This window comes from Bifidobacterium sp. LH_230 (genome assembly GCF_056357555.1).
This window is the reverse complement of record NZ_JBKEWJ010000011.1, coordinates 1-13592: the sequence shown is the minus strand read 5'-3', so window position 1 is coordinate 13592 and position 13592 is coordinate 1. Positions and strand designations below refer to the sequence as shown.

The 13592-nt window shown below is 63.0% G+C and carries 12 protein-coding genes; 4 read left to right on the top strand and 8 right to left on the bottom strand.

From position 1 onward, the window contains the following. Positions 1-27 precede the first annotated feature (27 nt). The 4 genes from AC1A0G_RS06585 (at position 28) to AC1A0G_RS06570 (ending at position 3810) form a co-directional block, all read left to right on the top strand. On the top strand, positions 28-480 hold the full coding sequence (locus tag AC1A0G_RS06585; RefSeq protein WP_476528406.1) for a hypothetical protein: 453 nt from the start codon (positions 28-30) through the stop codon (positions 478-480). Between the two features lie 382 nt (positions 481-862). Beyond that, positions 863-1591 (top strand): class I SAM-dependent methyltransferase, encoded by a 729-nt coding sequence (locus AC1A0G_RS06580; protein WP_476528405.1) that lies wholly within the window; start codon positions 863-865, stop codon positions 1589-1591. A gap of 36 nt (positions 1592-1627) precedes the next feature. Next, positions 1628-2827, top strand: a complete 1200-nt coding sequence (locus AC1A0G_RS06575; RefSeq protein WP_476528404.1) for a MalY/PatB family protein — start codon at positions 1628-1630, stop codon at positions 2825-2827. Between the two features lie 89 nt (positions 2828-2916). Continuing rightward, positions 2917-3810 (top strand): MetQ/NlpA family ABC transporter substrate-binding protein, encoded by an 894-nt coding sequence (locus AC1A0G_RS06570; RefSeq protein ID WP_476528403.1) that lies wholly within the window; start codon positions 2917-2919, stop codon positions 3808-3810. Positions 3811-4463: 653 nt separating this feature from the next. Here AC1A0G_RS06570 and AC1A0G_RS06565 read toward each other — a convergent pair. The 8 genes from AC1A0G_RS06565 to AC1A0G_RS06530 all read right to left on the bottom strand — a co-directional run. Beyond that, complete coding sequence (locus tag AC1A0G_RS06565; protein ID WP_476528402.1) at positions 4464-5330, bottom strand: MetQ/NlpA family ABC transporter substrate-binding protein; 867 nt, start codon at positions 5328-5330, stop codon at positions 4464-4466. Then, positions 5320-5997: a methionine ABC transporter permease gene (locus tag AC1A0G_RS06560; RefSeq protein ID WP_476528401.1), complete on the bottom strand. Its 678-nt coding sequence runs from the start codon at positions 5995-5997 to the stop codon at positions 5320-5322. The genes AC1A0G_RS06565 and AC1A0G_RS06560 overlap by 11 nt, the downstream gene beginning before the upstream one ends. Beyond that, on the bottom strand, positions 5994-7118 hold the full coding sequence (locus AC1A0G_RS06555) for a methionine ABC transporter ATP-binding protein (RefSeq protein WP_476528400.1): 1125 nt from the start codon (positions 7116-7118) through the stop codon (positions 5994-5996). The genes AC1A0G_RS06560 and AC1A0G_RS06555 overlap by 4 nt, the downstream gene beginning before the upstream one ends. A gap of 173 nt (positions 7119-7291) precedes the next feature. Then, the gene (locus tag AC1A0G_RS06550) at positions 7292-7735 is read right to left on the bottom strand and encodes a GNAT family N-acetyltransferase (protein WP_476528399.1); all 444 of its coding nucleotides are present in this window, start codon (positions 7733-7735) and stop codon (positions 7292-7294) included. Between the two features lie 717 nt (positions 7736-8452). Beyond that, on the bottom strand, positions 8453-9478 hold the full coding sequence (locus AC1A0G_RS06545) for a D-2-hydroxyacid dehydrogenase (protein WP_476528398.1): 1026 nt from the start codon (positions 9476-9478) through the stop codon (positions 8453-8455). 132 nt (positions 9479-9610) lie between these two features. Next, positions 9611-10825 carry a pyridoxal phosphate-dependent aminotransferase gene (locus AC1A0G_RS06540; protein ID WP_476528397.1) on the bottom strand — a complete coding sequence of 405 codons (1215 nt, stop codon included), beginning with the start codon at positions 10823-10825 and terminating at the stop codon, positions 9611-9613. Between the two features lie 95 nt (positions 10826-10920). Next, on the bottom strand, positions 10921-11991 hold the full coding sequence (locus AC1A0G_RS06535; RefSeq protein WP_476528396.1) for an Ldh family oxidoreductase: 1071 nt from the start codon (positions 11989-11991) through the stop codon (positions 10921-10923). An 851-nt stretch (positions 11992-12842) separates the two neighbouring features. Next, positions 12843-13592: IS256 family transposase (locus AC1A0G_RS06530; RefSeq protein ID WP_476528395.1), on the bottom strand; the 750-nt coding region annotated here is incomplete at its 5' end.

Sequence of the window (13592 nt, the reverse complement as noted above, 5' to 3'; positions counted from 1 at the left end):
GCGGCTTTCATGAGAAGGGGAGAGAAGATGACCATCAAGACGACCGATACCGCGGTTGCGTGGCTGAAGCGGGCTGCGGTCGGCGTGATCTGCGCGGTCGCGCTGACCGGACTGGCGGCCTGCGGCGACGCGGGACACGCCGCGCACGACGGACAGCCGACCACGCAATCGGTGACCGGCAACGCCGCGGACAGTGCGACGTCCGATCAGTCGACTACGACCGACGACAGCACTGACGACGGCACGACCGACGAGCAGGATGCGCACGCCGATCACGTGGATCATGCCGATCATACGGATCATGCGCATCACGACAGCCAGTCGACCGACAGTCAGTCGGATACTGCCGACGATCAGTCGACCGACTCGGCTGATTCGACCGATCAGTCCGCTGCATCGGATCAGTCCGCCGACTCGACCGGCGACGACACCACGTCGGCCATCGACGCGGCGACCTCCTACGACCACAGCTGCTGCTGACCAAGACACAGCTCCGAACAAGACGTGGCGGCTTTGCGCCCCCTCAGTCAGCTTTCGCTGACAGCTCGTCCTGCAACTACGGACGACCTTGCGGTCGCGTTTTGCCGGCTCGCCTGTCGGCTCGCACGCTGCCTGCAAACAACTCCGCTGTTGCTTAACGGCAACGTCCTGACAAGGGGGGAGCAAAGGACAAGCATACTGTTGCGATGAATCGGGATATGCTTCCGTCCAACGGAACATGTTTCTGCTCCCCCTTGTCAGGGGGAGCTGTCAGCGAAAGCTGACTGAGGGGGCGCAAAACCCACCACCTCACATTCACCAAACCACACACCACACATCGAAACACCACACCGCAACCGACACTCACATAAGGGGAACCATCATGGGGGAAGCCTACTTCGACCGCTATCAGGACAACGGCCGCATTCTGGACGACACGTGGAAGGCGCGGCCCAACATCTACGAATCGCGACTCAAGCTGCTGCACCGGGCGCTCACCACCAAAGACCCGGGCAAGATCCTGTCCATCGGCATCGGCTCGGGCATCTTCGAAACGCTGCTGCGCGAACGCTACGGCATCGAGATCGCGGAGGCGGTCGAACCGTCCGCCAGCCTCGGCCAGGAGGCGCGCAACAAGGGCCTCAACGTCGTGCAAAGCACCGCGCAGGACTACGACTACGCGGGCGCGCCCTACGACACGATCGTCTACAACGGCTCCAGCTTCGGCTTCATCCCCGACGACGAGATCGAGGTGACGTTCACGCGCAACCGCGAGGCGCTCGCCGAAGGCGGCCGTCTCGTCCTGACCGACGTGCCCGAGGAGAGCGCTCTCGGCATCATCCTGCAGCTTGCGCAAAAGTATGACATCGATCGCGGCGACATCGACGACCTGCTCGCCGGCACCACGTTCTTCAACCTCAACACGCACGCGTACAAGCCGAACTGGCATCCGATCACCTGGTATGCGAACCTGCTCACGCGCATCGGATTCAAGAACATCCGCTACTTCCAGACCGTGCTCGCCAACCCTCCTTACCAGAAGGACGAAGTCGAGGAGCCGATCGAGGGATTCACCAAGGGCAACTACGTGGCCATCGTCGCCGAACGCTGAACCGTCGCGGCCTGATGGACAGAAAGGGGGCTGCCCATGACCTACGATTTCACGAGCATCATCGACCGGCGCGGCTCTCACGCCAAGGCCGTCGAGAACATTCCGATCCCCGGCGCCGCCGTGCGCCCCGGATTCGAGCTGATCCCGATGTGGGTGGCGGATATGGGGTTCGCCACCTGCCCGGCGATCACCGACCGGCTCGCCGCGCGCGTAGCCCACCCGTTGTTCGGCTATTTCAACATGCCGGACGAGTATTTCGACTCGATCATCCGCTGGCAGCGACGGTTCGGCGTGCGCGACCTCACGCGCGGCGACATCATCTACCAGAATGGCGTCATCGGCGGCATCCTGAGCGCCCTCAACGTGCTGTGCTCGCCCGGCGACGCGGTGCTGCTGCACGCGCCCGCCTACACCGGATTCATCGAATCGCTCACGCAGGCCGGCTACCGGCCGGTGTTCAGCGCGCTGCGCCGTGACGCGGGCGGCATCTGGCGCATGGACTACGACGACATGGACCGGCTGTGCCGCACGCACGACATCCACGCGGCGATCTTCTGCTCGCCGCACAACCCGACCGGGCGCGTCTGGGAACGCGAGGAGATCGAACGGGCGCTGGACGTGTTCGCCCGCCGCGACGTCACCGTGCTCTCCGACGAGATCTGGGCCGACATCACGCTCGACGGACGGACGCATGTGCCGACGCAATCGATCAGCGAGGACGCCAGACGGCGCACGATCGCGTTCTGCGCGCCCACGAAAACCTTCAATCTCGCCGGCATTCGCGGCAGCTACGCCATCGCGTACGAGCCGGCATTGCGCCGCCGCATCGCCCGCGACTACTACCGCAGCCGATTCCACGAGGAGCGCAACGTGTTCTCCGTCGAATCGCTGATCGGCGCGTACGGCGAGGCGGGGGAGCAGTGGCTTGCGCAACTGCTCGAGGTGCTGGGCGGCAACGTCCGGTATGCGGTTGACTACATCCGCGACCGGTTCAACGGTGTCGAGGTCAGCGCCGCCGAGGGCACGTACATGCTGCTGCTCGACTGCTCGGCATGGTGCGCGAACCACGGCGTGGACCTCGACGAACTGCTGCGGAGGGGCGTCGAGGTCGGCGTCATCTGGCAGGACGGTCGCGAATTCAACTGGCCCGACAGCATCCGCATGAATCTCGCACAGCCGTCCGCGCTGGTACGCGAGGCGTTCGACCGGCTCGACCGGTACGTGTTCAACGCGTGACGGCCGCCATCGGTCGTGTCATCGATCGCATCGTCATTCAACCAACTGTCACCACCAACCATCGACACATTCATGGAAAGGGGAACAACATGAATGCATCATCCACCGGTCGCGTCACGCGATCCATCCGCAAGGCCTGGCGATTCGGCGCGGCCGTACTCGCCCTCGGCGGCCTCATGCTCGCCGGCGCGTGCGGCAGCGCGAACGCGGCGGGCGGCAGCGGCATCACCACGGTCAAGATCGCCCTGTCGACCACCATCGACGAGCCGCTGTGGGAGCAGGTCAACAAGAACCTCGAGAAGGAAGGCGCGAAGGTGCGGGTCAAGACCGTGCCGCTCAAGAACGCGACGATCGGCGACCAGACGCTCAACGCGGGCGACGTGGACCTGAGCGCGCAGCAGCATTACGCGTATCTCAAGGGGCAGATCGACCAGAACGGCTACGAGTTCACGTCGATCGGGGAGACGTACATCACGCCGCTCAATATCTACTCCGAGCACATCAAGGATGTCTCCGAACTCAAGGACGGCGACAAGGTGCTCATTCCGAACGACATCACCAATGGAGCGCGCGCGATCCTCGTGCTGCAGGAGGCGGGCCTTGTCAAGGTGGACCCGGCCAAGAACGATCCGGCGAACGGCAAGTACCCGTCGCAGGAGGACATCACGTCCAATCCGAAGAACCTTGAGATCGTGCCGACCGATGCGAGCATGATCATGCCGTCGCTGCACGACGCAGCGGCCGGCATCGCCATTTCCAAGAACGTGGTCGACTACGGCAAGAGCCCGGAGAAGGACGCGATCTATTCGATCGACCCCGATCCGAAGCTCGCGGTGAACAAGCCGTGGATCAACGTGATCGTGGCCCGCACGGCCGACAAGGATCGCGAGGAGTTCCAGACGATTCTCAAGGCGTACTACCAGGACAACGTGCGCGACCTGATCAACAACGGTTCCAAGGGCGCGGAGATCGCGGTGTTCTGATCGCACGTTTCGTGGTGCAGAGTTCAGGGCTGGCTTTCGGGCTGGCCCTTTTTGTTGTTGCATGAGATGGGGGCAAGCATGCGTTGTGCGGGGAATATGGCTGGGAGGTCGATGCTGTTTGCCGGGGAATGATGGACTGGTTGTCACACATGCGCTGTATCGGCCATAACGGCATTGGTGTGGCACGGTATGGTGTCACGCTGTTGCGAATAACGCCATAATAGGGATGGTGTGACAGGCGGCATAGGTGAAGCGCGGAATGAAACATGGAGGATCGTTGATATTGCAATGATTCTTCGATATGAATATTGTCACGCTGCCTGTATATGGCCGTGTATTGTCGGGGTGTGACAAAACCGTTGTCACACCCCGACAATACACCCGACGGTGACGGAAGCGTGACAGCTCATGGTGACACACTGTGCCGGATGTCGGTTATTTCGGGAGTGTGTGACAGAACGGTTGTCAGACATCGACGAAATCAAGCGGTGACGAGGCGTTCGGCGGATGATAACATGCTTTGCCGGATGTTGGGCTATATATATCGCGCGAGGGCTTCCCCATGGGTGCCCCATGATTACGAAGTCCTGAGCATGCAAAAAGGGGATACGCGACGAATCGCATATCCCCTTGAGCGCTGCTCAGACCAAAGATCACCAGGTCGGGATCTCGGCGCCCTTGGACTCGTTCTCCATCAGCTCACGCACGTTGTCCTGATGGTAGGCCTTGATGACCTCCTTATAAATGTCCTTGTCCTTATCCTCGGTGCGCGCCACGATCACGTTGATCCACGGCTTGTTGATGTCCTTGCTCGGGTCCGGGTTGATCTTGAAGATCGAATCCTTCTCCGGGCTCTTGCCGTAATCGACCACCGCGTTCGCGTTCGCGATGCCCGCGGCCGCATCCTTGAGCGAGCTCATGATCATGTTGCGGTCGGTCGGCACCAGCTCGATGTTCTTCGGGTTGGAGGTGATGTCCTCCTCGGCCGGGTACACGCCGTTCGCCGGATCGTTCTTCTTCGGGTCGATCTTGAGCACGCCGGCCTCCTGCAGCACGATGAGCGCGCGGCCGCCGTTGGTGACATCGTTCGGAATCAGGATCTTGTCGCCCTTCTTCAGTTCGGAGACGTCCTTGATGTTCTCGGAATAGATGTTCAGCGGGCTGATGTACGACTCGCCGATCACCGTGAACTTGTAGCCCTTCTCCTTGATCTCGCCGTTCAGGAACGCGTAATGCTGCTGCGCGCTCAGATCGACGTCGCCCGCGGACAGCGCCTGGTTGCCGAGCACGGCGCTCTTCATCGGCACGGTCTTGACGCGGACCTTCGCGCCTTCCTTCTCGAGGTTCTTGTTGACTTGGTCCCACAGCGGGTCGTCGGTCGAGGTGGTCAGCGCCACCTTCAGCGTGGTCACGCCGTTCGCGCTGGTCGAGCCGCACGCGGCGGCGGTGGCGAGCATGCCGAGCGCGGACACGATGGCCAGTCCGGTGCGCAGGACCTTTCCGATTGCTTTAGTGTTCATTCTTCCTCCCAATGAACGTTCCGATGGTTTGGATGATGGTGATGAAGATCAGCAACGCGATCACGGCCGCCACGGTCACGTCAAGCTGGTTGCGTTCGAAGCCGTAGCGGTTGGCGTAGTCGCCGAGACCGCCGGCGCCGATCGCGCCGATGACGGCGATCTCGGAGTTGAAGCTGATACAGGTGATGGTGGTCACGCGCGCCAGTCCCGCGATGCTTTCGCGCAGGTACACGTGCCAGATGATCGACAGCGGGCCGAAGCCCATCGACTGCGCCGATTCGATCAGCGTCGGGTTCAGGCCGTTGAACACGGATTCGACCTGACGCGAGAAGAACGGCGTGATGCCGACGATCAGCGGGAAGATCGCGCCTTCCACGCCGATGGCCGTGCCCGCGATCAGTCGCGTGAGCGGGAACAGCAGGGCGATCATGATGACGAACGGGATCGAACGGCACAGGTTGATGAGCTTGTCGAGAAACTCGAACACCGGCCGGTTCTCCAGCAGGCCGCCCTTCTTCGTCACGCACAGCACCATACCGAAGAACAGACCGAGCACGAACCAGAACGGTGCCGCGGTGAAGAACATCTGCAGCGTCTGGATCAGCGATTCGACGAAGACGTCCGGATTCTCCATGACGTGCGGGAACAGGGTGTTCAGTATGCTCATCGTGCGTTCTCCTTCTCATGCGCGGCGGCCCGGACGTCGGTCGTCTCGTCGGCGTCGCTTTCCGCGGCCGCCACGTCGCCCGGCTCGATCAGCGTGGTGCGGATGCCCTTGCCCTTCAAAAACTCGAGCGCCTGGTCGATCTGCTCGTCGTTGCCCTTGTATTTCGCGACGATGCTGCCGAGCGGGTAGCCGTCGACGATGTCGAGCGAGGCGAACAGGATGTTGACCGTCAGGTTGAACTTCGTCGAAATGATCGACACGAGGCCTTCCGAAACGGTTTTGTCCACGTATTGCATGTGGATGAGCCTCTCTCCGGGGTCGGTTTCGAGAATCGGCGAACGCTTGGCGATCAGCTCGTAGATGCGGCTCAGACCGGTCGAATTGGAAACGAAGCGGCGGGTCAGGTCGGCCTTCGGATCGCTGAACACGGCGAACGCGTCGCCCTGTTCGACAATGGTGCCCTTGTCGATGACGGCCACGTCGGTGCAGATCTGCTTGACGACGTCCATCTGGTGCGTGACCACGATGATGGTCAGGTGCAGCTGCTTGTTGAGCCGTTCGACCAGTTCGAGGATCGTTTTCGTGGTGTCCGGGTCGAGTGCGCTCGTGGCCTCGTCGAGCAGCAGGATTTGCGGGTGGTTGGCGAGCGCGCGGGCGATGGCGACGCGCTGCTGCTGGCCTCCGGAGAGCTGAGACGGGTATTTCTTCGCCTGCGATTCGAGTCCGACGAGCTGGAGCAGTTCGGCCACGCGGGCCTTCTTCTGTTCGCGGTTCAGGTTCGATTTGCGCAGCGGCAGCGCGACGTTGTTTTCGACGGTGCGCGACGGCATGAGGTTGTACTGCTGGAAGACCATGCCGATGGACTTGCGTAGTTCGCGCAGTTCGGCCGGTTTGAGATCGGGGATGTTCTGGCCGAGTACCGTGAGCTGGCCGCCGGTGGTGGATTCGAGGCCGTTGAGGCAGCGCACGAGCGTGGATTTGCCGGCGCCGCTCAGGCCGATGATGCCGAAGATGGACCCTTCGTCGATGGTGAGGCTGACGTCTTTAAGCGCCGTGTACGGACCGTTCGCCGTGGTGTATGTCTTGTTGAGATTCGTGATCTCGATGATGGGTTTCGCCATCGGGCAACGTCCCTCCTTGTCTGGCTACGTCTGTTCGTGACAACACTTGCGAGCCTAACGGGAGTGACGGTGCGACGCGGCGGGGTCTTTATCGGCGTTGCTTATGACCGGTTACAGAAAGGCGGCTGCTGCTGTGAGCGTTCACAGCAGCAGCCGCCGGTTTGTGTGATTGATCACAGGTCGTGATCGAAGTAGATCACGTCCGGTCGGGTGTTCCATCCCTGATGCTTCCAGAACTCCTGACCTTCGATGTTGTCGACTACCACGAGGATACCGACCTTGATAATGCCCTTGGCCTTGAACACGTCTTGGACGCGGTTGATGAGCGTGGTGCCGATGCCGTGGCCGCGCCACTGCTCGTCCACGGCGACATGGTACAGGTAGCCCTTGCGCCCGTCCGTCGCGCCGAGCGCGGTGGCGATGACCTTGCCGTCGCCGTCCGTGGCCACGAGGCAGCTGTCGGGGTTCTTGGAGATCAGCAGCGCGATGCCGCCGTACGTGTTGTTCAGCGAGTGCAGGTGCATGCCGGGCGTGCGCTCCCACAGCGCGTACGCCTCGTCGTAGTCCTCCGGCGTCATGCGGCGGATATGAACGTTCTCGTCTTGCCAGTTGGTCATGCTTGTTCCTCTCTTGTGCTGGTTGTGATGCTTGTTATCGCGTATTGGTATGGGATCGTACGCACTGTCGTGCGTACGATGCTGTGCTGTTAGCGGCTTCGCCGCGTACCCCACCCGCCCGACCTGCGTCGGGCACCCTCCCCTAAGAGGGGAGGGAGAGGTGTGAGGTGCGTGTTTGGTCGTTGTGTTGTTGGCGGGATCGTACGTACTGTCGTGCGTGCGATGCTGTGTGGCTGGCGGCTTCGCCGCGTACCCCACCCGCCCGACCTGCGTCGGGCACCCTCCCCTAAGAGGGGAGGGAGAGGTGTGAGGTGCGTGTTTGGTCGTTGTGTTGTTGGCGGGATCGTACGTACTGTCGTGCGTGCGATGCTGTGTGGCTGGCGGCTTTGCCGCAGTACCCCACCCGCCCGGCCTTTGCCGGGTACCCTCCCCTGATAGGGGAGAGAAAGGGCGATCCCTCTCAGGGGGTGCAAGAGTTCATCGCTGTACAACAGGTCCTTTCCCTCCCCTCTCAGGGGTTTCGCCGTGAAGCAAACGCCGGTGGCGTTTGTGAGCGGAATGCGAGCCGACAGATGAGCCGGCAACAGCGCGGACGAAACTCCTAAGAGTGAATTGCCTTTCCCTCCCCTCTCAGGGGAGGGTGGCGCGAAGCGCCGGGTGGGGTACCGCGGCGAAGCCGCCGGAAACACAGCATCGCGCGAAGCGCGATCCCATTCCTCACTTCGCGCGCGCCAGGTTGTCGTACGGGGCGATCTCGTGCGGGCTGGTGCCGCCGGTGATGATCGCCAGCGCGTCGTCGAGCGACTGCTGGGCCATGTTCTTGACCGCGATGTCGGTGAAGAACGCGATGTGCGGCGTGATGATCACGTTGTCCAGCGCGTTGAGCCTGTTGTAGTACTCGTTGTCGATCGGCTGGTCGGGGTCGAGCTCGTTGCCGAACAGCTTCGCTTCGCCTTCGAGCACGTCGATGGCTGCGCCGGCGATCACGCCGTTCTCGAGCGCGTCGATAAGTGCGGGCGTGTCGACCACGCCGCCGCGCGAATTGTTGACGAAGTACGCGGTCGGCTTCATCTGCGCGAACCGTTCGGCGTTCATGAGGTGCTTCGTGGTCGCATCGAGATACGTGTGCATGGTCACGACGTCGGCCTTCGCGAGCAGCTCGTCCTTGCTCACCCACGTGAGGATGTCGTCAAGATCGTGGTTTTCCTTGATATCGTTGCCGAGCACGGTCGCGCCGAGCGCGTGGAAGATGCGCGCGACGGTCGAACCGATGCGGCCCACGCCGATGATGCCGATAGTCAGTTCGCTGATCTCGCGCGAGATCAGGCCGTGGACGGAGAAGTCGTGGCACTTGGCGCGCGTGTCGAACTGCGGGACGTGGCGGATGAGCCGCATGATGTGCGTGAGCGTGAGTTCGGCCACGGCGGTGGGAGAGTAGGACGGCACGTTCGTGACGCGGATGCCGTTGCGGGCCGCGGCCGCCAGGTCGATGGTGTCGTATCCGGCCGAACGGATGGCGATCTGGCGGATGCCGTAGCCGGCGAGACGACGGTAGAAGTCGGCGTCGGCGCTCGGGGCGCTGCGCTGCTTGTAGGAGATGCCGTCGAAGCCTTCGACGGTGTGCAGCGTATCCTCGTGCAGCTCGAACGGGAAGCATTCGACGTGCACGCCGTGTTCGGCGGCCCACTGCTGGGCGAACGGCAGTTCCTCGTCGATGGTGTGGTAGAAGGCGATCGAAGTCATATGCGTGGTGTCTTTCCTAATCGAAAACGGATAATGAAGTTGTCATTTCGAGCGTGGCGATGGCTTACCCTCCCCTGGCTCCCCCTTCAGGGGGAGCCAGCAGCGAAGCTGACTGAGGGGGGAACAACCACCTCAAGCCCTGTTGCGGAACGCCGCAATCCGCGACACCGCCTCCCGCAACGTGTCGAGGCTTGCCGCGTAACTGAACCTGAAGTACCGCGACGGCCTGCTGGTGAACGCCTCGCCCGGCACGCCGGCGACCTTCGCCTCGCGGGCCAGCAGCCGCGCGTAGTCGAAGCTCGACCCGTCGAACTCGTCGGGCACGGCCACGTACAGGAAGAACGATCCGGTCGGGTTCGCGGTCCGGTATCCGAGCTGGGTCAGCCCGTCCACCAGAAAATCGCGACGGCGACGGTATTCCTCCACCATCGCGTCGATCGAATCGTCGCCCCGCTCGTAGGCGACCTGCGCCGCGTCCATCGTGAACATCGCCGCCGTGGACACGTGGATCTGATGCACTTTCGCGATGAATCCGGCCAGTTCGTGCGGCGCGGCGAGGAAGCCGAGCCGCCATCCGGTCATCGCGTACGTCTTCGACGTGCTGTCGACCACGATGGTCCGATTCGGCGCGAACAATGCGATCGACGGCGCGGGCCGCGTCTCGTAGCTGATCTCCGCATACACCTCGTCGCTGAGCACGGTCACGTCGTACCGTTCGACCACGTCGGCCAGCGCGCGCAACTGCTCGGCCGTGTACGTCACGCCCGTCGGATTGTTCGGCGAGTTGAGCACGAGCACCGCGTCACGCCCGGCGACGGAGCGCAACGCATCCTCCAACGCCTCGGGCGTGAGCACGAACCCGGTGTCGGTCGTGTCTATCTCGACCTCTTCGGCGCCGGTGAGCTTGGCCATGTTCGCGTACAGGCCGAATCCGGGAACCGTGTACAGCAGCGCCGCGCCCGGATGCAGCAGCGCGGTCAGGGCGCTGCTGACGGCCTCGCTCGCGCCTTCGGTCACGATGATGTCCTCCGGCGCGAAGTCGAGGTTGCGACGGCGTGCCAGGTAGGCGCTGATCGCCTGCCGTAGGCCGGGCGTGCCGGCGTTCGGCGCGTAATGCGTGCGGTTGCGGGCGAGCGAGTCGATGGCCGCGTCCTTGATGAACTGCGGCGTGGCGAAGTCCGGCTCTCCGAGCGTGAGCTTGAGAATGCCCGGAATCGTCGATGTTTCGGCGTCGAACGATCGGATGATCGACGTGGTGAGCGTGCGCAGCTGCGGAATGACCGCGTTCGCCGGATCGAACGCGTCTGCCGCGGTCTGCCGCGATGTGGTGTCGGTTGGTTCGCTCATATTCTGCTCCCGGATGGTCGATGATGGTTGGATTGATGATTCGTATGATTAGCGCGGTTGCCGTGACGGTGACGATGCGCGTGCGATGCGTGCGGTCAGGTTTTGACCTGCAATGCGGGCACGCCGGTGCGTTGCGCGATGACGGCCAGCTGGTCGAACGTCGCCGGGTCGATCGGCACGTCGGTTCGGTTGACGGCGGACGCTGCACGTTCCTTGTCGCCGGGAACCAGCACGTCGTGACCGTCGACCGATGGCAACGATCGCAACCGTCGCGCCAATTCGGCCACGCGCGCCGCGATCGCATCCGCACCGCCGAACAGGGCCGGATCGATCGCCGCGAAACAATGGCAGATATGCTGGCCCTTCATGTCAAGCGACAGCAGGCCGCCTGACAGCACGCCGGTCAGGATCTCCACGATCAGCGCCAGGCCATACCCTTTGTATCCGGCGTTCGTCTCGCCCGCGCCGCCGAGCGGCGTCAATCCTCCGGAGCGCGGGGACGTGCGAACGTTGTCCATCGCGCGGCCCGCATCGTGCTCCACGCTGCCGTCATTATTGACCGCCCAATCGCCGGGGATCGGCTCGCCGATCTTCTCCAGAACCTCGATCTTGCCGAGCGAGACGGTGCTGGTCGCCGCGTCATACACGATCTGATCGTCGCCGCGGCCCACCGCGAACGCGATCGGATTGCTGCCGAGCGCGGGCGTGCCGGAGTGCGTGGGCACCGTCAGTGGATTGCTGTTCGTGCTCGCCCAGCCGATCAGTCCTTCGTCGGCGGCCATGCGCGCATAGAATCCGGCCGTGCCGAAATGGTTGGAATCGCGCACCGCCACGATGCCGATGCCATGTTCGCGCGCCTTCGCGATCGCCAGTCGCATCGCGTCGCGCGAGATCAGCTGGCCCATGCCGCTGTGGCCGTCCAGCACCGCGCCGGCCCGGTCGTCGCGCACGAGAGTGGCGCGGGCCGCGGGGTCGATCATGCCATGGCGCAGCTTGTGATCGTACATGGCCATGCGCTGCACGCCGTGCGAGGCGATGCCATGCCGGTCGGCGTCGATGAGCGAATCCGCGATGAACGCCGCGTCGCCGGCCTCGAAACCGCGGGCCTCGAACACCGCGGTCAGGAAGCCGCGCAGCTCGTCCACGGCAACACGAACCTCGGCCATGAATCCCTCCTGCACACGTTCGCCAACGGGTAAGTTCTTATCGGCGGCACGCCGGCCGCAAGCCGCGCGTCCGCCACTGTTTCCAGAACTTATCATCTCGACCGCGGCCCGGCCGTGGCGTGGCGTTCGCAAAAACCGATAACCCGCTACAACCCGAACCTGTACCGTGCGGGCTTGGGCGCCATTGCAGCGGAATCGCCCGCTTTCATCTCCGGCATCTCGCGCCGACGTTGAGTATTGCCGGCGCCGCACCCCCACTTCGCACCGGCACCCTGGGCTGCCGGCGCCGAGCCCCCCCCTCAGCGCAACTATTCTCGGAAATAAGGGGCCATCTCCGGGAATTGTCGCGCTGACCGCAACTCAGCGCAACCATTTTCGGAAATAAAGGTTGATTACCGAAAATAGTTGCGCTAAGTATCGGGCAGTGCAACTATTTTCGGACGAGTGGTGTTGTTTCCGGGAATAGTTGCGCTGAGACATCGTCAGCGCAACTATTTCAGGCCAAGTGGGGTTATTTCCCAAAATGGTTGCGCTGAGATTCCGCCAGTGCGACCATTTCCGGAATCCGCGGACGCGGACCATCCCATACCGAACCGGTTGCAAGGCGGTATAGATTTTTCGTATGTGCGGGGCGGTGTGGCTTGGGGGACGGCGGTGTTGAGTTGGATACGGAACATTGAGGGTGCCTGAGGCGTCAGGCATATGAAGCAGAAGGGGGAGCGGCCATGACCGACACCGCGCTGCAGCAGGAGCTGGAAACCCACTACCGCTGGTTCCACCAGCATCCCGAAGCCTCGTACCGCGAAGAGCTTGTCAAATTGTTTGTGTATGGGTGTTTTTTGTTGTTGTTTTTAGAGGTAGGGTTCCATGCGTTCCGGGTATGCGGCGACGAGTTGGGCGAGGGCCTGTTTCCAGTTGGTGGTGATCCTGCCCTCGATGAGCCGGCATTCGTTTTTCGGTCGTTTGCCTTTCTCGGTCCTCTCCCGCTGCCTTGCGCGTTTGTCCTCGATGTCGCAGATCGCGAGCCACAGGAGCTTGACGGCGGCCTGGTCGTTGGGGAACTGGCTGCGGTTGCGGCTGACCTTCCTGAGCTGGTAGTTCAACGATTCGATGCTGTTGGTCGTGTAGATCACGCGCCGCAGCATGGGCGGGAACTGCAGGAACGGCGTGAACCGGTCCCACGCCCGCTCCCACGTGGCCGCCACCGACGGGTATTTGCGGCCGAGCTCGCTGTGCTTGAACTCGTCGAGCCGTTTGCGGGCCTGGTCCGCGTCCACCGCCCCGTACACGCCCCTCAACCCGGCGCACACCTTCTTGCGGTCGTGATCGGCCACGAACCGGTTCGCCGCGCGGATGAGATGCACCACGCAGGTCTGCACCATCGCCTGAGGCCATGTGGCCTCGACGGCCTCGGGCAGGCCCTTCAGCCCGTCGCAGCACACGACCATCACGTCCGCGACGCCCCTGTTGGCCATCTGCGCGCACACGTTCGCCCAGAACGAGGAGCCCTCCGAATCCTGCATCCAGATGCCCAGCACGTGCTTGAGGCCCTCCATGTCGACTCCGATCGCGATGTGCGCGGCCTTCGACACGACCCTGCC

Coding starts and splice junctions, on each gene's coding strand:
- AC1A0G_RS06585 (WP_476528406.1), top strand. CDS start 28: ATGACCATCAAGACGACCGATACCGCGGTTGCGTGGCTGAAGCGGGCT.
- AC1A0G_RS06580 (WP_476528405.1), top strand. CDS start 863: ATGGGGGAAGCCTACTTCGACCGCTATCAGGACAACGGCCGCATTCTG.
- AC1A0G_RS06575 (WP_476528404.1), top strand. CDS start 1,628: ATGACCTACGATTTCACGAGCATCATCGACCGGCGCGGCTCTCACGCC.
- AC1A0G_RS06570 (WP_476528403.1), top strand. CDS start 2,917: ATGAATGCATCATCCACCGGTCGCGTCACGCGATCCATCCGCAAGGCC.
- AC1A0G_RS06565 (WP_476528402.1), bottom strand. CDS start 5,330: ATGAACACTAAAGCAATCGGAAAGGTCCTGCGCACCGGACTGGCCATC.
- AC1A0G_RS06560 (WP_476528401.1), bottom strand. CDS start 5,997: ATGAGCATACTGAACACCCTGTTCCCGCACGTCATGGAGAATCCGGAC.
- AC1A0G_RS06555 (WP_476528400.1), bottom strand. CDS start 7,118: ATGGCGAAACCCATCATCGAGATCACGAATCTCAACAAGACATACACC.
- AC1A0G_RS06550 (WP_476528399.1), bottom strand. CDS start 7,735: ATGACCAACTGGCAAGACGAGAACGTTCATATCCGCCGCATGACGCCG.
- AC1A0G_RS06545 (WP_476528398.1), bottom strand. CDS start 9,478: ATGACTTCGATCGCCTTCTACCACACCATCGACGAGGAACTGCCGTTC.
- AC1A0G_RS06540 (WP_476528397.1), bottom strand. CDS start 10,825: ATGAGCGAACCAACCGACACCACATCGCGGCAGACCGCGGCAGACGCG.
- AC1A0G_RS06535 (WP_476528396.1), bottom strand. CDS start 11,991: ATGGCCGAGGTTCGTGTTGCCGTGGACGAGCTGCGCGGCTTCCTGACC.